Below are 22,149 nucleotides of genomic sequence, written 5' to 3'. Positions count from 1 at the left end.
ACTTGCGCCGAACTATACCACTGTTAAAAGATAAAGTTAACGGGCTGGGCGCAACTGACCTCTCATTCTGTTTTTAAGCGATAAATTTGCGTATCGCACGCAAAACTTCTTGGGGTTTTTCTGCGTGTAACCAGTGACCAGTATTAGCAATAACATGCGCTTTTACGTTGGCGAATTGCTTTTGCACTTCACTTTGATGCTCAGTGGTGAGGTAGTCTGAGTCTCCACCTTTCACCATCAGAGTGGGAGTGGTGATTTTATCTATTGGATTCCAACCTAAAATCTGTGCGTAATTGTCCCAAAGGCTAGCAACATTGAAGCGCCATTCTAAATGCTCACCGTTATTGTATAGCGACTTGCCAAGAAACTGCCTGACGCCTTCCATCTCGATATGCTGAGCGAGAATATCGAGAGCTTGCTTACGTGAAGTTGGTTGCTGTTCCAGTACAGCTTTTAGGCCCGCAAAAACATTGTCGTGTCGACGTTGGCTGTAAGCAACCGGCGCCATATCTAAAACCAACAGCTTTTCAACTTGAGTTTGAGCAAGCCCTGCTAATTTCATTGCCACTTTACCGCCCATCGAGTGACCGATCAGTATGTAGCGTTCAAGCTCAAGGTGCTGCAGCGTATTTAATACATCTTCAGCCATCAACTCATAATTGTGCTGAGGGGATTGAAAAGACAAACCATGATTGCGCAGATCAATGCTGACCACCTGAAAATCTTGGCGTAAATCACGAGCGAGTAGACCCAGGTTATCTAGGTTGCCAAATAAGCCGTGGATCAAAACTATGGTGTGACCCTCACCTTCGATTTTATAGTTGAGCAGTTGTGACATTTTATTCTATTCGTGACTGGTTTAACGTAGCGCCTCATTCGGCCATGGATCTGCTTCAGATAGCAAATCTGGAACTCGCATATTGAGGGGACTTGGGTATATAATCCCACAGAGTTTAAACATAGAGATTGTGAAAAGCGAATGAAAACAATTGAGGTTGATGAGGATCTATACCGTTACATCGCAGGTCAAACCCAACACATCGGTGAAAGTGCATCAGACATTTTACGTCGCCTTCTCGCGGTTGATGAGCAGAATCAACCATCAGCACCAGTCGTGCAAGCTGCACAACCTAAAGGAATTGTGGTGAGTCGTGATGCTGCAAAAGCAGAGAAAGTAGATAGCGTAAAAGCAATGCGCTCATTGCTGATTTCTGATGAGTTTGCTGGTCTGAAAAAGGCCATTGATCGATTCATGCTGGTATTGTCGACTCTGAACCGCATTGACCCGCAGGGATTTTCAGAAGCAACTCAAGTCAAAGGTCGTAAGCGCGTGTATTTTGCTAACAATGAGCAAACGTTGCTAGAGAGCGGTAACACGACAAAACCAAAAGCGATTCCTGGCTCGCCTTTCTGGGTGATTACTAACAACAACACCAGTCGCAAGCGCCAAATGGTTGATCAGTTAATGGCGAGAATGAACTTCCCCGCTGATTTAATTGAGAAGGTCACGAACTCAATTTAAGAATTCTGATTTAAACCTCATAATGTTCAAATAGCTCTGAGTATTATGAGGTTTTTTTGTTTCTGATAATTTTTAAGAAAGGATGTCAAAATGGCTATGCACCCACGCGCGGGACAAAAAGCCCAACAGCAGGACCTGCATAATATTCCTGCACTTGTCGCGAACTATTTCCTACTTCAACCTGACTCTGCTAATCCACAACACAAGGTTGAGTTCGGTACTTCTGGACACCGCGGTACTGCGGACAAATCTACCTTCAACGAAAATCATATCTTGGCGATCGCCCAAGCGATAGCCGAAGTGCGTGCTGAGAAAAAAACGACTGGGCCTCTATTTGTAGGCAAAGATACGCATGCTTTGTCAGAGCCTGCTTTTTCCAGTGTTGTTGAAGTATTGATTGCAAACGGAGTTCAAGTCGTTGTTCAGCAAGACAATGGTTACACGCCGACGCCAGGGGTGTCACACGCGATTTTGACTCATAACCTTAAACATCAAGATAAAGCTGATGGCATTGTCATCACGCCATCACACAACCCTCCGCAAGATGGTGGTATCAAGTACAACCCAACGCACGGTGGTCCGGCAGAAGGTGAGCTCACTCAGGCGATCCAAGATCGAGCTAATATGCTGATTGCTGAAGGCTTACAAGGTGTGAAGCGTATGCCGCTAGCTGAGGCAAAAGCATCAGCACTTTTCACAGAGAAAGACTTAGTTAAACCATACGTTGACGATTTGGTAAATGTGATTGATATGGAGGCCATCCAAAAAGCAAACCTCAAGATCGGCGTTGACCCACTTGGCGGCAGTGGGATCGACTACTGGCGACAAATTGCAGCAGCGTATAACTTGGATCTTGCTCTAGTCAGTGAAGCTATCGATCCTTCTTTCCAGTTTATGTCTTTGGATAAAGACGGTGTAGTTCGCATGGATTGTTCGTCACCTTACGCTATGGCTGGATTACTGGCGCTAAAAGACGAGTATGATTTAGCTTTTGGTAATGATCCCGATTACGACCGCCATGGTATCGTGACGCCTAAAGGCTTGATGAACCCGAACCACTTCTTAGCTGTGTGCATTGATTACCTGTATCGCCATCGCCAAGATTGGGGAAGTGAAGTTGCAGTGGGTAAAACGCTAGTTTCTAGTGCATTGATTGATCGTGTGGTCGCAGATTTAGGTCGTGAGCTGTGTGAAGTACCAGTTGGTTTCAAGTGGTTCGTTGATGGTTTATATCAAGGACAGTTCGGCTTTGGTGGTGAAGAAAGTGCAGGAGCTTCGTTCTTGCGTAAAGATGGTACTCCATGGTCAACAGACAAAGACGGTATTATCTTGTGTCTGCTAGCTGCTGAAATCACAGCGGTAACGGGCAAGAATCCACAAGAATATTACGAAGAGTTGGCAGCTAAGCATGGTGAGTCTCAATATAATCGCATTCAAGCAGTAGCAAGTGGGCCTCAAAAAGAGGTGTTGAAAAAGCTGTCTGCAGAAATGGTCAAAGCAGAGACGCTAGCGGGGGATAAGATTACCGCTCGTTTGACTCACGCTCCTGGTAACGGCGCTGCGATTGGCGGCCTTAAAGTTACAACTGATAATGGTTGGTTTGCGGCGCGCCCATCAGGAACAGAAGATATTTATAAGATTTACTGTGAAAGCTTTAAAGGTGCAGAGCATTTAAAGCAGATTGAATCCGAAGCGCAAGAGATCGTGAATCAAGTGTTTGCCGACGCTGGTCTGTAAATTAAATACTTAAGCTAAAGAAAGGTTGACCTAGTGTCAGCCTTTTCTTTTTTAGGATCTTTTAATGTGTAGAGAATTGCGCTTCATTGACTATCCGTGAGGCCAGTTGTTTGGGACCACAAACCAAAATTGCCCTTGCTCAGTCTGAGCATGAGCAAATCGGCCATCAGGTTTGTCAATTGGCTGCTCAAAGTCTTGTCTGCCGGTTGCCCAGAAAGGTTTGTCTAGTAGGTATAGAGGCTCGTCAATGAGCTCCCACTGACTTTCATAACACCAAAAACCCGATATTTGGGTTGTGTCGATTTCATAGCCTAGGCAGTGTGTGGGAACGGTCTCGCTTGAAAATGGATTAATATAGAGCCGCCCCTGAAGCAGGAGATGCTCAGTTAAATTGTCTAATTCAGGGTACTGAGATGAAAATTGCGTTGAACTGCTCATTTTTAATTGATGAGAGAGCATACGATCAAGTTTCTTATCCAGCTGGTCGTGGGCGTTAGGGCCGTACCAAACACCTTGGTGCAATAAATAGAATTTAATTGCCACTTCCCAGTGCTCTAATTGATTCGAGCTTTCATTTTTCAAAATCAGATCGATGGCCCCGAGTGTCTGGCCGTTTTCCCTATGGAGTTGAACTTCTTCTAGCTCGATAGAATATTGGCCACTGTTGACGAGAACCTGGGTACATAAATGTTGGTATAGAAAACCGAGTCTAGGGTTGCCTTGGTAATGCAGGTCAGTTAGAGGGCTTTTTGGCAGAGTCAGCAGAGACTCGAATGGCGGAGTTAGTACGAATAGAGATGGTGAAGAGGCAATCCAGTTATAAAATCGTTGAAGTTGGTTCATCTCTGGTCCTTAAAAACAGAAGCTTAGCGCTATTGTAACCGCAACGGTTTGAAACTAGCATCCCTTATATAGTTACAATACACTTTGCACATAGTGAAGTTACTGGAAGTCAAAATGAAAAACATACAGTTGGAACAGATCCTCAATGACAAACTTTCTCCTCACTTGATTAAAGATTATGCGCCGAATGGGCTTCAAGTTGAGGGGAAATCAGAGATCAAGCGCATAATTACAGGCGTCACAGCATCCCAAGCGCTGATCAATAAAGCGATTGAGATGGAAGCCGATGCGGTGCTGGTTCATCATGGCTATTTTTGGAAAGGTGAACCTGAACCTATTCGAGGTATGAAAGGAAATCGTATTCGAAGCCTGATTAAAAATGACATTAACTTATTTGGCTATCATTTACCCTTGGACATTCACCCGGATTTAGGCAATAACGCAGAATTAGCTCGACTACTCGATATTGAAGTCGAAGGAGGATTAGAGGGACACCCTCAGTCTGTTGCTATGTTTGGGCGGCTTAAACAGGCCATTTCGGGTACTAAGTTTGCTAATAAGATAAATCAGGTTCTTGAACGTGTACCACTTCATATTGCACCAGAAAATACCGATAAAATGATCGAAACTGTAGGCTGGTGCACGGGAGGAGGGCAGGACTTTATCGAGTTGGCCGTTCAGCATGGTTTAGATGCATTTATATCAGGTGAAGTATCTGAACGAACGACTTATACAGCAAGAGAAATGGATATCCATTACTTTGCAGCTGGACATCATGCAACAGAACGTTACGGGATAAAAGCGCTGGGTGAGTGGTTAGCCAAAGAGCATGGTATGGATGTCGAGTTTATTGATATTGACAATCCAGTGTAACGCACAGTGAATTATCAATCTAAAACAAAAAGGGCTGACACATTGTCAGCCCTTTTGATTTTGAATCTACATTATTCACGCTCATGAAGAGGTGAGAATTCACGCTGTACTTCACCAGTGTAAAGCTGACGTGGACGACCGATACGGTTAAGTGGATCACTGTGCATTTCATTCCAGTGTGCAATCCAACCGATGGTACGTGAAAGTGCAAAGATTACCGTGAACATAGAAACCGGAATACCAATCGCTTTCAGAATGATACCTGAGTAAAAGTCTACATTCGGGTAGAGCTTCTTAGAGACGAAGTACTCATCAGACAGAGCAATACGCTCAAGTTCCATTGCAACATCCAGTAGTGGATCGTCAATGTTTAGTTCTTTCAGAACGTCATGACAGGTTTCACGCATCACGGTTGCGCGTGGGTCGTAGTTCTTGTAGACGCGGTGACCGAAGCCCATTAGGCGGAATGGGTCATCCTTGTCTTTAGCACGATCAATGTACTCAGGAATGTTGTCGACACTGCCAATTTCTTCCAGCATCTTCAGACATGCTTCATTAGCACCGCCGTGTGCAGGTCCCCATAGTGATGCGATACCCGCGGCAATACATGCGAATGGGTTAGCACCTGAAGAACCAGCTAGACGCACTGTTGATGTTGAAGCGTTTTGCTCGTGGTCTGCGTGAAGAGTAAAAATCTTGTCCATTGCACGTGCAACGACTGGGTTGACTTCATATTCTTCACATGGGTTAGCAAACATCATGTGCAAGAAGTTTTCAGCGTAGCTTAGGTCGTTACGTGGGTAGATAAATGGTTGACCGATAGAGTATTTATAACACATTGCCGCAAGAGTAGGCATCTTCGATAGAAGACGATAGGCCGTAATTTCACGGTGTGTGTCATTATTAATGTCTAGTGAGTCGTGGTAGAAGGCTGCGAGAGCGCCAACCACACCACACATAACTGCCATCGGGTGAGCATCTCGGCGGAAACCGTGGAAAAAGCTCGCGATTTGCTCATGTACCATAGTATGGCGCGTGACAGTGACTTTAAATTGCTCGTATTGTTCTCGTGTAGGGGCTTCACCATAAAGAAGGATGTAACATACTTCTAAGTAATCAGCGTTATTTGCTAGCTGATCAATAGGATAACCGCGGTGTAAAAGAATGCCTTTGCCACCGTCGATGTAGGTGATTTGAGATTCACAGGATGCAGTGGCAAGAAAACCTGGGTCAAAAGTGAAATATCCATTTGCTCCAAGCTTACGAACGTCAATTACAGGAGTACCAAGGGCACCTTCCATAATTGGCAGTTCGATAGGCGCTTGACCTTCAACATGAAGGGTCGCTTTCTTATCTGCCATAACAATCTCCTTTGTTTATTATTTAATCCGTCCAGGATGTTTGTGTGACATTTTTGTACGTGTGTTCGTTATCAAAGTCAATTTTTCTCCTCCGACTTGTGCACTTGTTTTGATTTTTTATACGTATAAGGTTAAAAATCTGTTCTGTGTAGCAAAAATTGTTACATCAATTGTGCTAAAATGTTTCCAGCCGTATAGTGGCGCCGTAAATTTTGGTGGAAACCTTATAAATTCAAGGCTTGAAACAAATGTGAGGTGACGTTTCAAATCTTGTTGTTAACAAATATTTTACAAATTTACTCTGGTTTTTTGCCTGCTTGTTGTTAAATAGATGTTAACTTTTGTAGGTTTGCAATCAAATTTCGTTCATAACAATAAATGCTTCAATGGAGCTGAGTGAGCAAGCCCGTGAAAGAAAGAAAGTCAAGACCTGTTAATTTAGATTTGCAGACTATCAACTTTCCGATCACAGCAATCGCATCTATCCTGCACCGAGTTTCAGGTGTAATTACGTTTGTCGCGATCGGGATACTTCTTTGGTTACTATCCATTTCCCTGTCTTCCCCCGTAGGTTACGCACAAGCTGTCGATATTGTTGACGGTTTCTTTGTGAAATTTATTTTGTGGGGCATTTTGACGGCTTTGGCCTACCATATCGCTGGTGGTATCCGTCATTTGCTGATGGACCTAGGTCATTTTGAAGAGCTGGAATCTGGCGCTATGAGCGCTAAGGTTGCATTCGCAGCAACGGCCGTTCTGTCTGTACTTGCGGGGATTCTGGTATGGTAAAACACATTTCATCTTTTGGTCGTAATGGTGTGCACGATTTCCTACTGATCCGTGCGACAGCAATCATTATGACGCTTTATACTATCTATCTGGTGAGCTTTTGCGCGTTCTCAGATATTTCTTACGTATCCTGGACTCAGTTCTTCGGTGGCACTTTTACTAAAGTGTTCACTATGCTTGCGTTGGTATCGGTTCTTATTCACGCTTGGATTGGTCTATGGCAAGTTCTTACGGACTACATCAAATGCACGAAATTACGCGGATTCCTGCAATTAGGCATTATCGCAGTGCTATTTGGTTACTTCTTCTCTGGTCTATTTATTCTGTGGGGTGCGTAAGTGTCTATTCCAGTTCGCGAATTTGATGCCGTTGTAATCGGCGCAGGTGGTGCAGGCATGCGTGCTGCGCTACAAATTTCTGAGCAAGGCCTGACTTGTGCTTTGCTATCTAAAGTATTTCCTACTCGTTCTCATACTGTGTCTGCCCAAGGTGGTATTACTGTCGCACTAGGCAACTCACACAAAGATAACTGGCAGTGGCACATGTACGACACTGTTAAAGGGTCGGACTACATTGGTGACCAAAATGCCATCGAGTATATGTGTAAGAACGGGCCTGAGTCTGTTATCGAACTGGAGAAAATGGGTTTGCCATTCTCTCGCTTTGATAATGGTACTATCTACCAGCGTCCTTTCGGTGGTCAGTCTAAAGAGTTTGGTGGTGAGCAAGCGGCTCGTACTGCTGCTGCTGCAGACCGTACCGGTCATGCACTGCTTCATACGCTTTACCAGCAAAACGTTAAACACAAAACGACCATTTTCTCTGAGTGGTACGCACTAGACTTGGTGAAAAACCAAGACGGCGCGATCATGGGTTGTACAGCGATCTGTATGGAAACCGGTGAGATTTGTTACTTCAAGTCTAAAGCAACCATCCTTGCTACTGGTGGAGCAGGTCGTATTTATGCCTCTACGACGAACGCTCACATTAACACTGGTGATGGCGTTGGTATGGCGCTTCGTGCTGGTGTTCCGATGCAAGATATGGAAATGTGGCAGTTCCACCCAACCGGTATCGCTGGCGCGGGTGTACTAGTTACCGAAGGTTGTCGTGGTGAAGGTGGTTATCTACTCAATAAAGACGGCGAGCGTTTCATGGAACGTTATGCACCTAACGCGAAAGACCTTGCTGGCCGTGACGTAGTTGCTCGTTCAATGATGATTGAGATCAGGGAAGGTCGCGGATGCGATGGTCCATGGGGTCCTCATATTAAGCTTAAATTGGACCACCTAGGTAAAGACGTTCTTGAGTCTCGTTTACCAGGTATCTGTGAGCTTTCGCGTACCTTTGCGCATGTTGACCCTGTGAAAGAACCAATCCCTGTTATTCCAACCTGTCACTACATGATGGGTGGTGTACCAACTCAAGTTTCTGGCCAAGCAATTAAGCAGTTGGCTGATGGCAGTGAAGCGGAAGTTCAAGGTCTATTTGCTTGTGGTGAGATTGCCTCAGTTTCTGTACACGGTGCGAACCGTTTAGGTGGCAACTCTCTACTTGATCTAGTGGTATTTGGCCGCGCGACAGGTCTACACCTTGGTGAAACTCTTGCTGCACAAGTAGAAGCTCGCCCTGCAACAGAGTCTGATATTGAAGAGTCACTGGCGCGCACTATGCGCTGGGAAAACAGCACTGGCGGTGAAGACCCAGTTCAAATCCGTAAGGACCTACAATCCTGCATGCAAAACAGCTTCTCGGTATTCCGTGAAGGTGACGCAATGGCAACGGGCCTTGAGGAACTTAAGGTCATTCGTGAGCGTCTGAAAGATGCGCACCTTGCAGATAAGTCATCTGAATTCAACACTCAGCGCATTGAATGTCTAGAGCTGGATAACCTGATGGAAACTGCTTTCTCAACGGCAGTGGCTGCAAACTACCGTACTGAAAGCCGTGGCGCTCATGCTCGCTTTGATTACCCTGAGCGTGATGACGAGAACTGGTTGTGCCACTCAATCTATAATCCGGAAACGGAAGCAATGACCAAGCGTGATGTCAACATGACGCCGGTTCATCGTGAAGCGTTCCCGCCAAAAGTACGTACATACTAAGGGAGGAATAAATTATGAAACTGAACTTCTCTTTGTATCGTTATAATCCTGATGTCGATAATAAGCCTTACATGAAGGACTACGTTCTTGAGGTTGATGAAGGCTCTGACATGATGGTATTGGATGCCTTGATTCTTTTGAAAGAGCAAGATCCAACAATTGCATTTCGTCGCTCTTGTCGTGAAGGTGTATGTGGTTCTGACGGCCTTAATATGAACGGTAAAAACGGTCTTGCATGTATTACCCCACTTTCTGCGTTAGCGGGTGACAAAATCGTTATTCGCCCGTTGCCTGGCTTACCCGTGGTTCGTGACTTAATTGTTGATATGACGCAGTTTTATGACAATTACGCGAAAGTGAAGCCATTCTTGATTGATGATGATGCTTTACCGCCATCGCGTGAAAACTTGCAGTCTCCAGATGAGCGAGCTCACCTTGATGGACTTTACGAATGTATCATGTGTGCATGCTGTACGACGTCATGCCCATCATTCTGGTGGAACCCTGATAAATTCATTGGTCCTGCTGGCTTGCTAGCTGCGTATCGCTGGCTAATCGATAGTCGTGATACAGCGACAGATGAACGTCTGTCAAATCTTGATGATGCATTTAGCGTTTTCCGTTGCCATGGCATCATGAATTGTGTAAGTGTTTGTCCTAAGGGACTAAACCCAACGAAAGCCATCGGTCATATCAAGACTATGCTGGTTAACCGTTCGGTTTAAATTTATAAAAAATTGCCGGCCACCTTGGTGGCCGGCTCTTAATAGCTCGGCGTAGACCGAAGCAAACGTGAAAACTACTGGTTAAGGGAAAATATGCACAACGGCGTGATGAAGGCATGGCTCGAGTCTTCACACTTGGCTGGCGCCAATGCAACTTATGTAGAAGATCTCTACGAACTGTATCTAAGTGATCCCGATCTGGTAAGTGAGGAGTGGAAACGTGTGTTTGATGGCTTGCCTAAGCCTTCAGAAGAGGTAGCTGAACAGCCTCATTCACGTGTCCGTGACTACTTCCGACGACTCGCTCAAGAAACAAAGCATTACAATGTCCAAGTTAGTGATCCAGATGTCGACGCTAAGCAAGTAAAAGTTCTTCAACTTATTAACGCATACCGCTTCCGCGGTCATGAAGCTGCAGAACTAGACCCACTTGGTTTATGGCAACGCCCAACCGTGGCGGAGCTAGACCCAGCATTCCACAATCTCACCGAAGACGACTTTGAAGAATCATTCAATGTAGGTTCTTTTGCAATTGGTCAAGACACCATGTTGCTGAAAGATATCTACGCGTCTCTGAATAAAATCTATTGTGGTTCCATCGGTGCAGAATACATGCACATGACAAACACTGAACAAAAACGTTGGATCCAGCAACGTTTAGAGTCAGTTGTAGGTCAGCCTTCTTTTACTAAAGAAGAAAAACAAGAGTTTTTAGAAGAGCTCACTGCTGCTGAAGGATTGGAACGTTACCTCGGGGCTAAATTCCCTGGTGCGAAACGTTTCTCGCTTGAAGGTGGTGATGCGCTTATTCCAATGACAAAAGAACTGATTCGCCATGCTGGTAAAAACGGTATGCGTGAAGTGGTCATTGGTATGGCACACCGTGGGCGCTTAAATATGCTGGTCAATGTTCTAGGTAAAAAACCTCAGGACTTGTTTGACGAGTTTGCAGGTAAACATGATGAAACATGGGGTACGGGAGACGTTAAGTACCACCAAGGTTTCTCTGCTGATTTTGCAACGCCAGGTGGCGATGTTCACCTTGCGCTAGCGTTTAACCCTTCACACCTTGAAATTGTCAATCCTGTTGTTATTGGTTCTGTCCGTGCTCGACAAGATCGCCTCGGTGATAATGAAGGCAATACGGTGTTACCTATCACGATTCATGGTGACTCAGCGGTAGCAGGTCAGGGTGTTGTTGCTGAAACCTTCAATATGTCCCAATCTCGAGGGTTCCGCGTTGGTGGTACAGTGCGCATTGTTGTCAACAACCAAGTAGGCTTCACGACTTCCAATCCGAATGATACTCGCTCGACCATGTACTGTACTGATATTGCAAAAATGGTACAGGCACCGATTTTCCACGTGAATGCAGACGATCCTGAAGCGGTGGCTTTCGTTACGCGTATTGCACTGGATTACCGAAATGAGTTCAAGAGCGATGTGGTCATTGACTTGGTTTGTTACCGTCGCCACGGTCATAACGAAGCGGATGAGCCAAATGCCACTCAGCCTTTGATGTATCAGAAGATCAAAAAGCATCCAACGCCTCGTAAGCTTTATGCTGACGTATTGATTGAGCGTGGTGATTTTGGCATTGATACTGCTACGCAGTTAGTTAACGAATACCGTGATGCATTAGATCGTGGTGAAGTGGTCGTTAAAGAATGGCGTCCAATGGCATTGCACTCTGTAGACTGGTCTCCGTATTTAGGTCATGACTGGGATGTTAATTGGGATAGTACCTTTGATAAAGGCCGATTGGTGGAGCTAGGGCAGCGAGTTTGTCAATATCCTGAAAGCCACAAACTACAAAGTCGCGTTAATAAGCTTTATAACGATCGTATGGCGATGGTTGCGGGTGAAAAAGCGATTGACTGGGGGATGGCTGAAACGTTGGCATATGCGACCTTGGTCGATGATGGTAAACGTATTCGTATTTCTGGTCAGGACTCCGGACGTGGTACTTTCTTCCATCGTCACTCCGTGCTTCATAACCAGACTGATGCCAGCACTTACGTTCCCTTAGCGAACATCCATGACAAACAAGGTCCTTTTGAAGTATACGACTCCGTATTGTCTGAAGAGGCTGTTCTGGCATTCGAATATGGTTATGCCACAGCAGAACCAAGTGGTTTGACTATTTGGGAAGCTCAGTTTGGTGATTTTGCTAACGGGGCTCAGGTAGTGATTGACCAGTTCATTTCCTCAGGTGAGCAAAAGTGGGCTCGTTTGTGTGGTTTGACTATGCTTCTTCCACATGGCTATGAAGGACAGGGCCCAGAGCACTCTTCTGCGCGTCTAGAACGTTACCTTCAGTTATGTGCTGAACAAAATATGCAGGTTGTTGTGCCATCGACTCCGGCTCAGGTGTACCACATGATTCGCCGTCAGGTTGTGCGACCTATGCGTCGACCTCTTATCGTTATGTCTCCTAAGTCATTACTTCGCCACCCTCTTTGCACTTCAACGCTTGAAGAGTTATCGGAAGGTACATTCCAGCCAGCGATTGCTGAGATTGACAAACTGGATCCTAAGAAGGTGAAACGAGTTGTTTTCTGTTCAGGTAAGGTTTACTTCGACCTACTGGAACAGCGTCGCAATAATGAGCAGGAAGACGTTGCGATTGTTCGTATTGAACAGCTTTACCCATTCCCATTGGATGAAGTTAAAGCGGCCATCGAACAATACACTAATGTAGAAGATTATGTCTGGTGTCAGGAAGAGCCTCAAAACCAAGGCGCTTGGTACTGTAGCCAACACAACTTCCGTGCTGCTATTCCGGCAGGTGCCGATCTTAAGTACGCTGGGCGCCCAGCATCGGCCTCACCTGCAGTCGGTTACATGTCAGTACATTTGAAACAACAGAAAGCGTTGGTCGAAGACGCCTTAACTGTTAATGAAAAGAACGTGAATACAAAAACTTCAGATTAAGAACTAGAAGTTAAAGGAAGAAACAGATATGACAATTGAAATTCTGGTTCCAGATTTACCTGAATCTGTTGCGGACGCGACAGTCGCAACATGGCACAAACAACCAGGTGACGCGGTCGAGCGTGATGAAGTTCTGGTTGACATTGAAACTGATAAGGTGGTTCTTGAAGTACCAGCTCCAGAGGCAGGCGTTTTAGAGGCCATCGTCGAAGAAGAAGGTGCAACAGTACTTTCAAAGCAACTCATCGCTAAGCTTAAGCCAGGTGCGGTTGCTGGAGAGCCAACGAAAGACACAACAGCAGAGTCTGAAGCCTCTCCTGATAAACGTCATAAGGCATCGCTGACAGAAGAAAGCAATGATGCACTTAGCCCAGCAGTTCGCCGTTTACTCGCTGAGCATGGTCTAGAAGCGAGCCAAGTGAAAGGCACTGGTGTTGGCGGTCGTATCACTCGTGAAGATATTGAAGCGCACCTTGCAAATGCAAAATCTGAGTCTAAAGCTGATGCACCTGCTGCAGTAGAAGTTCCAGCAGCGGCTCGTAGCCAGAAGCGTGTTCCAATGACACGTTTACGTAAAACAGTTGCAAACCGTCTTCTAGAAGCGAAGAACAACACGGCGATGCTGACGACGTTTAACGAAGTCAATATGAAGCCAATCATGGACCTTCGTAAGCAATACAAAGACCAATTCGAAGAGCGTCATGGCATTCGTCTAGGTTTCATGTCTTTCTACGTAAAAGCGGTAACTGAAGCGCTAAAACGTTACCCAGAAGTCAACGCTTCTATCGATGGCGATGACATTGTTTACCACAACTACTTCGACATCAGCATGGCGGTTTCTACGCCTCGTGGTCTAGTTACCCCAGTCCTCAAGGATTGCGATACGCTAGGTTTTGCTGATATCGAAAAAGGCATCAAAGAGTTAGCGATCAAAGGTCGTGACGGCAAGTTGACAGTAGACGAGCTAATGGGTGGTAACTTTACTATCACTAACGGTGGTGTGTTTGGTTCACTGATGTCTACGCCAATCATCAACCCGCCGCAATCAGCTATTCTTGGCATGCACAAGATCCAAGAGAGACCAATGGCTGTTGATGGCAAAGTAGAAATTCTACCTATGATGTATCTTGCACTTTCTTACGATCACCGTTTGATTGATGGTCGTGAGTCAGTTGGTTTCTTGGTTACCATCAAAGAGCTACTGGAAGATCCAGCACGTCTACTTCTTGACGTGTAATTAACTCAAGCACCGGATTGATTTTGGTAATCTGGTGCCTAAAGTTTCTTGGCTGAGCAAGCTCAACGTTCAGCCTTCATATGAAGCGTTAGTTGTATAACTAGCGATTTATTTGAGAAGACCCTACAGACGTTAGGTCGTTTCGACCAAAGCGTCATGGACATAATAATCCCTCAAGGGAAAACAAACGGAATATCAAAATGAATTTGCATGAATACCAAGCCAAACAGCTGTTTGCAGAATTCGGTTTGCCTGTACCGGAAGGCTATGCGTGTGATACCCCTCAAGCAGCTTTCGAAGCTGCGGGACGCATTAGCACAGAGAAAAAAGTTGTTAAATGTCAGGTTCACGCTGGTGGTCGCGGTAAAGCGGGCGGCGTTGAACTCCATGACACGAAAGATGGCGTAAAAGAGTTTGCGCAAAAATGGCTAGGTAAGAACCTGGTAACTTACCAAACAGATGCAAATGGTCAGCCTGTTACAAAAATCCTTGTAGAAGAAGCGTCTAACATAGCTAACGAACTTTACTTAGGTGCGGTTGTTGACCGTGCAAGCCGTAAGATCGTTTTCATGGCTTCAACGGAAGGCGGTGTTGAGATTGAGAAAGTTGCGGAAGAAACGCCGGAGCTAATCCACAAAGCTGCGATTGACCCATTGGTTGGTCCTCAAGCTTATCAAGGTCGTGAACTTGCGTTCAAACTGGGCCTAGCGGGTGATCAAATCAAACAGTTCGTTAAGATCTTCATGGGTCTTGGCACTATGTTCGCTCAGTACGATCTAGCACTACTAGAAATTAACCCACTAGTCGTTACTGGTGAAGGTAACCTGCTTTGTCTAGATGGCAAGATTAACATCGATTCAAACGCAATGTACCGTCAGCCTAAGCTGCGTGAAATGCACGATCCTTCACAAGAAGATGAGCGTGAGGCACATGCTGCTCAGTGGGAACTGAACTATGTCGCTCTAGATGGCAACGTTGGCTGTATGGTTAACGGTGCGGGTCTAGCAATGGGCACGATGGATATCGTAAACCTACACGGTGGCAAGCCAGCTAACTTCCTAGATGTAGGTGGCGGCGCGACTAAAGAACGTGTAGCAGAAGCATTTAAGATCATCTTATCTGATGACAATGTAAAAGCAGTACTAGTTAACATCTTCGGTGGTATCGTTCGCTGTGACATGATCGCTGAAGGTATTATCGGTGCCGTTAAAGAGGTAGGCGTAAGCGTACCAGTAGTTGTTCGTCTAGAAGGGACTAACGCAGACCTAGGTCGCGAAGTTCTTGCTAATTCTGATGTTGATATCATTGCTGCTGAGTCGCTAACTGACGCAGCTCAGAAAGTTGTTGCTGCTGCGGAGGGCAAATAATGTCTGTACTAATTAATAAAGACACCAAAGTAATCTGTCAGGGTTTCACTGGTGGTCAAGGTACTTTCCACTCTGAGCAAGCTATCGCATACGGTACACAGATGGTTGGTGGCGTATCTCCAGGTAAAGGTGGTCAAACTCACCTAGGTCTTCCTGTATTCAACACTGTACGTGAAGCAGTAGAGGCAACTGGCGCAACTGCAACCGTTATCTACGTTCCTGCACCTTTCTGTAAAGATGCAATCCTAGAAGCGATTGATGCGGGTATCGAGCTTATCGTAACCATCACTGAAGGTATCCCAACGACAGATATGATCGACGTGAAAGTGAAGCTAGAAGAAACTGGCGTTCGCATGATCGGTCCTAACTGTCCAGGTCTAATCACTCCTGATGAGTGTAAGATTGGTATCATGCCTGGTCATATCCACAAGAAAGGTAAAGTAGGTATTGTTTCTCGCTCTGGTACTCTAACGTATGAAGCGGTTAAGCAGACTACAGATGAAGGCTTCGGTCAGTCGACTTGTGTTGGTATCGGTGGTGACCCAATCCCAGGTTCAAACTTCATTGATATCTTAAAGCTATTCCAAGAAGATCCAGAAACTGAAGCTATCGTAATGATCGGTGAGATCGGTGGTACAGCAGAAGAAGAAGCTGCGGCGTTTATCAAAGAGAACGTGACTAAACCTGTTGTTTCTTACATCGCTGGCGTTACAGCGCCTCCAGGCAAACGTATGGGCCACGCTGGTGCTATTATCTCTGGTGGTAAAGGTACAGCGGAAGACAAGTTTGCAGCTCTAGAAGCAGCAGGCGTTAAGACAGTGAAGTCTCTAGCTGATATCGGTAAAGGTCTACGCGAAGTGACTGGCTGGTAATCCGGCACGTTATAGACTAAAAAGGCTTGGCGCAATGCCAAGCCTTTTGTTTTATTCTACTGTTATTTGCTTCAACTACTTCTGAGACTCAATTTTTGCTTCCAGTTTGATTAGCCTTTTGGTTAAATCTGCGACTTGTTTTTCCAGCTGCGCAATTCGATCACCTTCACCGTTTGCTTTGGAGGCAATTTCAACCTTCGGGACACGGTTAGCGCTTTTCCAGCTCTTAATTGTCGTTATCAGTGCTGGCATGGGAACGACAGTACTTAGGCGCGCTTTTACGAGAGCAACGGTAGGCTCTTTTCCCTCTTTTTGGAGCTGTTCTAAAACTTCCCTAAGCTCTTGGCTAACATCTTGAGTAAGCATACAAAACCTCCGTGAACTCACTTTATACAATCATACTCAACAGATGTATTGAATGCGAATGGAAAATACAGAGTACTAACGTGCGAGATCGCTTACATTGCATGTAGGAAAAAACATCTAAACTTACACTAAATAGGTGTTTTTTTATTTTATATATATGATTCTTATATAAAAATATTAAATAACTTAATTAAAAAACAGATGGATTGCTGTGTAGTAGATTGTATTCACATTGGAATCCGATAATTTATTTACTTGTCGGATGGAGCTGATACGGAACATGAATATTCATGGGGCTGAGAGCAAGAGAAGCATATCGTGGTAGAGTTGAATATAAAGTTCAAGGATTGATACAAATAAGACAGTAGCCTTGATTTCTGTAATGTCGAGGCATTTATTTAACCTTAGACACCGCTCACACTAACAACGTCAAAAATAGCAACTTAGATCAATAACTAAGCTTATCTGTTGGTATAACTTTTCGGCTTGTTTCCAACCAAGAAACAAAAGAATTTCCCCGTCATGAAAGGGGACGCTGTCTATAAGGATATGTTGTGACTATCGTAACTCGCCGAACATTACTGGTGCCATATAATGACACCCTGCAGTCTGACTTTCTGATGCTGAACTGCTGCGCTAAAAACAGAGCAGAAATGAACGGCCCTCATACTGTTTCGTCAGCTAAGCAACTCTTCCAGAAGGTGCTTCATGATCATACCATTCACGCTTTGGCTGTGTTAGATAGCCGCTCACGTGAATACATGGGTCATGTGTTTATCTATCATCTAGATACTTTGCCTGAACTTGGTTACCTATTTGATAAAGCCTATTGGGGGCAGGGCTTTGCTAGTGAGGCTTTGAAGGCTTTTTTCCCCAAAGTAGTGCGTGATCTTAACTTAGAGAGAGTGGCGGCAACGGCGAATACTGACCATATACCGTCGATCCGAATTCTAGAAAAGCTAGGTTTTGAGCTATGTGCGCAAAAAACAGATATGTTTGGGCCATATAATGAGTATGTGTTCACATCCGATGGGGTGGTAGATCGACCTTCATCAATTGAAAGCCTTGCATAATTAGCCTTCCCTGATAGCAGTCGTCACCGAGTGACGAGAATTCAAACTGATACACAGAATGCCAACGCCAACGTCCATCTGGCGTTTTGAGCTTGTGACCTTTGAGCGCTACACTGACTAGCTGCAGATCCAACTGTTTACATTTGTTAATAGCAATAGTCTTGGCGAGTTCTGCTTGCCTGCGTTGCTGCCAAAACAAAAAACAGCCGAAAGCAAGGGCCAGAATTGCGAAAAGGTCACCTAACATTTTTTAACCTTTCGTGGCTTGTTGAAGACGAACTAGCGCTTGGGCAAGCTCTGGCGATGGTGCTGAGTGCAGCAACGGCAGTAAGACCATTCGTAATTCAGGTAACATGACGAGATCAGCAAACAGCTGATTGAACAGTGCTTGATTACCTGTCTGAGCAAGACGAAGGAGAAATTGCTCTGCGTGTTTAGGTGTTGAAAGGAGATGCCAGCTCCGCCCAGCGACACCAATTAAAACTTCTTGATGGCTCAAGCGTGGTGAGGCTAGGATTTTCTCAAGTAAAGTAGTGGAGTATTGGGGGCGAGCACCTGATAAGGCTCGAGCCAGCGCACCGATGAGGAAAATGTCAGGATCGTTGCTTTCAATTTGTTCCATGGCCAATTCTTGTAAACGCTCAGCCAGCTTATCCGGTAGAGAAATATGTTCCAATGCGCCCAGTAAAGCGTAAAGAGGCTCACTTGGAAGGTGTTTCAGTGCTTTGCGCAGGTTCACGCCATTTTGATCTTGCCCTAGACGTGCACACATATCGGTCACGCCCTGTAAGCCCACTGTTTGCCATTTATCCCAGCCTAACCCTCCCGAGAAGTAGTGCTGAGCATGTTCATAGTATTGGCTACATGGTAAATCGAGTTGTGCTCTAATTTGGCTATGGAAAACGGCCATTTTATCTTCGGCAGGTTTGAAGGTATATGGGTTGTTGGACAGCTTTTGTTGCTGCTCTTCACTCATCTCTTGGCTAAGGTGAGTGCCCATAGCTTCAACCACATACTTGATGAAATTGCCGACATCTGCCTGCTTGAGAAGCCCTCGTTCATCGAGTTCGAAATTTAGAAACCATATCCACGGTTGATTGTGCTCGTTCCAGTAAGCAATCGCGAGATGTGCTTTACGCTGCAGAGGGTAAGGGTAGGGTTGCAGGCCTTTTTCGACATCCGCGAAAACGTGGCTGTCAATAAGCTTGATACGACGTCCGAGATCGTAAACCTGATATTGACATTGGCTATTAACGAGTAACTGGGTGAGAGTATGAATAGTGTCCATGACAGAATAGTCCTAACTTTCTTTCCTCTATAGATGGTACCCTTAAGCCCAATTTCAAGGTTTTCCTCTAGTTTTATGACCAAAGAACAGCAATTAGTGCCACTTTTGGAGCAGTTACCTACTCTGATGCAAGAACTCACATTGTGGCAAACCCAAATGCCGGATACTAAGGCGCTACAAAGCACGCAGCCCTTTGCGGTAGATACATTAAAACCCGAGCAATGGTTACAGTGGATATTTTTACCCAAAATGACGGTTTTGATTAAAGAGGGAGTGCCGTTACCTCAGGGATTTGCTATCGCTCCTTATTTTGAAGAGTCTTGGAAAGGAAGAAGAGAATATACCCCTTTGCTTGCTTTACTCAGAACGATCGATGAGGTTTGTGCTTGATGTTGGACATTGTTTTTAGAGATGAGTACTTTGTTGCTGTCAACAAACCCGCCGGGATGTTGGTTCACCGCAGTTGGTTAGATAAACACGAAACTCAGTTTGTGATGCAGACACTGCGTGATCAAATTGGTCAGCATGTTTTTCCACTGCATCGACTTGATCGGCCTACCTCTGGTGTGCTGATGTTTGCTCTGTCGAGTGAAGTGGCATCGCAAGTGATGCCTATGTTTGCCAACCACGAAATGGTCAAGACCTATCACGCCGTTGTGCGCGGTTGGATTGAAGAGGCGGGACGATTAGATTATGCCTTAAAAGTTGAGCTGGATAAGATAGCCGATAAGCATGCCAGCCAAGATAAGGAAGCCCAGGAGGCGATCACCGATTATCATCCATTGGCTAAAACAGAGATCCCTTACTCTGCAGGAAAGTTTCCCACGACTCGCTACTGTTTGATGGAATTAAAGCCACTAACAGGGCGTAAGCATCAGCTCAGACGCCATATGGCCCATCTTCGCCATCCTATCGTTGGTGATACGACTCATGGTGATGGTAAACACAATAAGCTGTTTAGAGAAGTGTATAAATCCCATCGTTTGCTTCTGCATGCATCAAACCTTGAGTTTGTGCATCCGTTTACTCATCAGACAGTCCTTATAAACGCCAAGGTTGATGATACATGGCAGAATATTTGTGATGAATTTGCTTGGCAGATGCCGGATTAGAATTGAAAAAGGCCCTCAATTTGATTGAGGGCCTTTTGTGAGTAGTAAAATGCACATTAATGAATGTAAAGGAACGCTATTTACTCATATAGCTGCGAATGGATTGCTCGATACCTTGCGCATCCAATCCTAATTCTTCATGCAGCTCGTCTTGCGTACCCTGAGCAATGAATTTATCTGGCAGGCCTAGATTCAACACTGGTTTGAGCAATTTCTCTTGCATCATAAATTCAATGACACCTGCGCCAGCACCACCTGCAATGGCATTCTCTTCTAGTGTGACAATGACATCATGCTCTTTGACGAGTTGTTTGAGGAGTTCTTCATCTAGCGGTTTGACAAAGCGCATGTCCGCGACAGTAGCATTAAGTTTTTCTGCCGCTTCGAGAGCATTACCTAAGAAAGTACCGAAGTTAAGAATCACCACCTTTTCACCTTTACGGACGACTCGGCCTTTACCTATTACTAATGCAGTAAAATCTTGCTCAATTTCTGTTCCCATACCGCTTCCACGAGGGTAACGTACAGCACTTGGCCCAGTGTGCTTGTGGCCGGTATAGAGCATTTGGCGGCATTCATTTTCGTCGCTAGGTGCCATAATAACCATGTTTGGTATACAGCGCATAAAGCTCAGGTCGAACGCCCCTTGATGGGTTTGACCATCGGCTCCCACTAATCCTGCACGATCTATAGCAAACATCACAGGTAGGTTCATTATCGCGACGTCATGAATAAGCTGATCATAGCCACGCTGTAGGAAAGTGGAATAAATTGCGACAATCGGATGGTTACCGGCAATTGCCATTCCAGTCGCCAGTGTTACGGCATGTTGCTCAGCGATTGCCACATCGAAGTACTGCTGCGGATACTCCTTAGAAAAGCGAACCATACCCGAGCCTTCACGCATGGCTGGTGTAATGGCCATTAACTTAGGATCCTGAGCCGCCATATCACACAAGAAATCACCAAAAACTTTGGAGAATGTTGGCTTGCTTCCGTTACTTTTTGGGAGAGAGGTATGAGCGGGATCGAATTTCGGCACACCGTGATAACCAATAGGATCTTTCTCTGCAGGCTCGTAGCCTTTGCCCTTTTTGGTCATAATATGAAGGAATTGTGGGCCTTTTAGCTCACGCATATTTTTCAGCGTTTTAACAAGCTCATTGACATCGTGACCGTCGACTGGGCCAATGTAGTTAAAACCAAGCTCCTCAAACAAAGTGCCTGGCACTACCATGCCTTTAAGGTGCTCTTCTGTACGACGAACCAGCTCTTTAATCGGAGGAACGCCAGATAAAACTTTCTTGCCCCCCTCACGAATTGAAGTGTAGAGGCTGCCGGAAAGGACCTGAGCTAAATGATTGTTCAGGGCGCCGACGTTCTCTGAGATGGACATCTCGTTATCGTTCAGCACTACCAGCATATCTGAGTGTACATCGCCAGCATGGTTCATCGCCTCAAACGCCATGCCAGCAGTGATTGCACCGTCACCAATGACGCTGACAATCTTGCGGTTCTCACCTTCTTTCTCTGCGCTTATCGCCATGCCGAGCGCAGCACTGATCGATGTTGAAGAATGCCCGACAGACAGCGTGTCGTACTCGCTCTCTTCTCGCCAAGGGAAAGGGTGAAGTCCGTCTTTCTGACGAATAGTAGGCAGTTGGTCACGGCGGCCAGTCAAAATTTTATGTGGGTACGCTTGGTGGCCGACATCCCAGACTAGTTGGTCAAAAGGGGTGTTGTAGACATAGTGAAGCGCCACAGTGAGTTCCACTGTGCCTAAACCTGATGCTAGGTGGCCACTAGACTGGCTAACCGAGTTCAACAGATAAGTACGTAATTCGTCACATAGCTTAGGTAGTGCTTCTTTAGGAAGACTACGCAATTCGTCTGGGGTATTTGCCAGAGCCAGTGTTGGATATTTTGAAATATCAAGAGTCATATA

At 45.4% G+C, this 22,149-nt stretch carries 21 protein-coding genes; 14 read left to right on the top strand and 7 right to left on the bottom strand.

Annotated elements, in window-relative coordinates; genetic code table 11:
• Window positions 1-73: 73 nt before the first annotated feature.
• Complete coding sequence (locus CTT30_RS11435) at window positions 74-838, bottom strand: alpha/beta fold hydrolase (protein WP_239875270.1); 765 nt, start codon at window positions 836-838, stop codon at window positions 74-76.
• Window positions 839-979: 141 nt separating this feature from the next.
• Here CTT30_RS11435 and seqA point away from each other — a divergent pair, with 141 nt between their 5' ends.
• Both seqA and pgm read left to right on the top strand, forming a co-directional pair.
• A complete protein-coding gene (gene seqA, locus CTT30_RS11430) occupies window positions 980-1,522 on the top strand; it encodes a replication initiation negative regulator SeqA (protein ID WP_252035207.1) in 543 nt (180 codons plus the stop codon).
• A gap of 90 nt (window positions 1,523-1,612) precedes the next feature.
• Complete coding sequence (pgm, locus tag CTT30_RS11425; protein ID WP_252035206.1) at window positions 1,613-3,259, top strand: phosphoglucomutase (alpha-D-glucose-1,6-bisphosphate-dependent); 1,647 nt, start codon at window positions 1,613-1,615, stop codon at window positions 3,257-3,259.
• A 90-nt stretch (window positions 3,260-3,349) separates the two neighbouring features.
• Here pgm and CTT30_RS11420 read toward each other — a convergent pair whose 3' ends face one another.
• The gene (locus CTT30_RS11420) at window positions 3,350-4,102 is read right to left on the bottom strand and encodes a DUF1853 family protein (protein WP_252035205.1); all 753 of its coding nucleotides are present in this window, start codon (window positions 4,100-4,102) and stop codon (window positions 3,350-3,352) included.
• Between the two features lie 114 nt (window positions 4,103-4,216).
• On the opposite strand from CTT30_RS11420, the gene CTT30_RS11415 reads away from it, so the two are divergent.
• A complete protein-coding gene (locus CTT30_RS11415; protein WP_252035204.1) occupies window positions 4,217-4,975 on the top strand; it encodes a Nif3-like dinuclear metal center hexameric protein in 759 nt (252 codons plus the stop codon).
• A gap of 71 nt (window positions 4,976-5,046) precedes the next feature.
• On the opposite strand, the gene CTT30_RS11410 is transcribed toward CTT30_RS11415, so the two are convergent.
• Complete coding sequence (locus tag CTT30_RS11410) at window positions 5,047-6,336, bottom strand: citrate synthase (protein ID WP_239838327.1); 1,290 nt, start codon at window positions 6,334-6,336, stop codon at window positions 5,047-5,049.
• A gap of 396 nt (window positions 6,337-6,732) precedes the next feature.
• Here CTT30_RS11410 and sdhC point away from each other — a divergent pair, with 396 nt between their 5' ends.
• The 8 genes from sdhC to sucD all read left to right on the top strand — a co-directional run bounded on the left by sdhC (window position 6,733) and on the right by sucD (window position 16,365).
• On the top strand, window positions 6,733-7,125 hold the full coding sequence (gene sdhC, locus CTT30_RS11405) for a succinate dehydrogenase cytochrome b556 subunit (RefSeq protein ID WP_006959581.1): 393 nt from the start codon (window positions 6,733-6,735) through the stop codon (window positions 7,123-7,125).
• On the top strand, window positions 7,119-7,463 hold the full coding sequence (gene sdhD, locus CTT30_RS11400; RefSeq protein ID WP_239838326.1) for a succinate dehydrogenase, hydrophobic membrane anchor protein: 345 nt from the start codon (window positions 7,119-7,121) through the stop codon (window positions 7,461-7,463). Before sdhC ends, sdhD begins: the two co-directional genes overlap by 7 nt.
• Window positions 7,464-9,230 carry a succinate dehydrogenase flavoprotein subunit gene (sdhA, locus tag CTT30_RS11395; RefSeq protein WP_239838325.1) on the top strand — a complete coding sequence of 589 codons (1,767 nt, stop codon included), beginning with the start codon at window positions 7,464-7,466 and terminating at the stop codon, window positions 9,228-9,230.
• Window positions 9,231-9,244: 14 nt separating this feature from the next.
• Entirely contained in the window at window positions 9,245-9,955 is a 711-nt protein-coding gene (locus CTT30_RS11390; RefSeq protein ID WP_239838324.1) for a succinate dehydrogenase iron-sulfur subunit, read from the top strand.
• Between the two features lie 93 nt (window positions 9,956-10,048).
• Entirely contained in the window at window positions 10,049-12,889 is a 2,841-nt protein-coding gene (gene sucA, locus CTT30_RS11385) for a 2-oxoglutarate dehydrogenase E1 component (protein ID WP_239864916.1), read from the top strand.
• A 28-nt stretch (window positions 12,890-12,917) separates the two neighbouring features.
• Window positions 12,918-14,126 carry a 2-oxoglutarate dehydrogenase complex dihydrolipoyllysine-residue succinyltransferase gene (odhB, locus tag CTT30_RS11380; protein ID WP_239875611.1) on the top strand — a complete coding sequence of 403 codons (1,209 nt, stop codon included), beginning with the start codon at window positions 12,918-12,920 and terminating at the stop codon, window positions 14,124-14,126.
• A gap of 200 nt (window positions 14,127-14,326) precedes the next feature.
• On the top strand, window positions 14,327-15,493 hold the full coding sequence (sucC, locus tag CTT30_RS11375) for an ADP-forming succinate--CoA ligase subunit beta (RefSeq protein ID WP_252035203.1): 1,167 nt from the start codon (window positions 14,327-14,329) through the stop codon (window positions 15,491-15,493).
• On the top strand, window positions 15,493-16,365 hold the full coding sequence (sucD, locus tag CTT30_RS11370; RefSeq protein WP_006881309.1) for a succinate--CoA ligase subunit alpha: 873 nt from the start codon (window positions 15,493-15,495) through the stop codon (window positions 16,363-16,365). The genes sucC and sucD overlap by 1 nt, the downstream gene beginning before the upstream one ends.
• A 75-nt stretch (window positions 16,366-16,440) precedes the next feature.
• Here the strand turns inward: sucD and CTT30_RS11365 are convergent, their stop codons facing one another.
• A complete protein-coding gene (locus tag CTT30_RS11365; RefSeq protein WP_252035202.1) occupies window positions 16,441-16,731 on the bottom strand; it encodes a hypothetical protein in 291 nt (96 codons plus the stop codon).
• 554 nt (window positions 16,732-17,285) lie between these two features.
• Between CTT30_RS11365 and CTT30_RS11360 the strand changes: the two genes are divergently transcribed.
• A complete protein-coding gene (locus CTT30_RS11360) occupies window positions 17,286-17,804 on the top strand; it encodes a GNAT family N-acetyltransferase (RefSeq protein WP_239838320.1) in 519 nt (172 codons plus the stop codon).
• On the opposite strand, the gene CTT30_RS11355 is transcribed toward CTT30_RS11360, so the two are convergent.
• Window positions 17,752-18,051: a DUF3301 domain-containing protein gene (locus tag CTT30_RS11355; protein ID WP_239838319.1), complete on the bottom strand. Its 300-nt coding sequence runs from the start codon at window positions 18,049-18,051 to the stop codon at window positions 17,752-17,754. The genes CTT30_RS11360 and CTT30_RS11355 overlap by 53 nt on opposite strands.
• Before the next feature lie 3 nt (window positions 18,052-18,054).
• Window positions 18,055-19,092: a DUF3549 family protein gene (locus CTT30_RS11350; protein WP_252035201.1), complete on the bottom strand. Its 1,038-nt coding sequence runs from the start codon at window positions 19,090-19,092 to the stop codon at window positions 18,055-18,057.
• A 75-nt stretch (window positions 19,093-19,167) separates the two neighbouring features.
• Here CTT30_RS11350 and CTT30_RS11345 point away from each other — a divergent pair, with 75 nt between their 5' ends.
• Together CTT30_RS11345 and truC are read left to right on the top strand one after the other, a co-directional pair.
• On the top strand, window positions 19,168-19,482 hold the full coding sequence (locus CTT30_RS11345; RefSeq protein ID WP_239838317.1) for a YqcC family protein: 315 nt from the start codon (window positions 19,168-19,170) through the stop codon (window positions 19,480-19,482).
• Entirely contained in the window at window positions 19,482-20,204 is a 723-nt protein-coding gene (gene truC / locus CTT30_RS11340) for a tRNA pseudouridine(65) synthase TruC (protein ID WP_252035200.1), read from the top strand. Before CTT30_RS11345 ends, truC begins: the two co-directional genes overlap by 1 nt.
• A gap of 76 nt (window positions 20,205-20,280) precedes the next feature.
• On the opposite strand, the gene dxs is transcribed toward truC, so the two are convergent.
• Entirely contained in the window at window positions 20,281-22,146 is a 1,866-nt protein-coding gene (gene dxs, locus CTT30_RS11335; protein ID WP_252035199.1) for a 1-deoxy-D-xylulose-5-phosphate synthase, read from the bottom strand.
• Window positions 22,147-22,149: the final 3 nt, after the last annotated feature.

Origin of the sequence: Vibrio coralliilyticus, from assembly GCF_024449095.1 — a bacterium.
Lineage (GTDB): Bacteria > Pseudomonadota > Gammaproteobacteria > Enterobacterales > Vibrionaceae > Vibrio > Vibrio coralliilyticus_A.
Note: the sequence above shows the minus strand (reverse complement) of the source record. Positions and strands in the feature narration are given on the sequence as shown.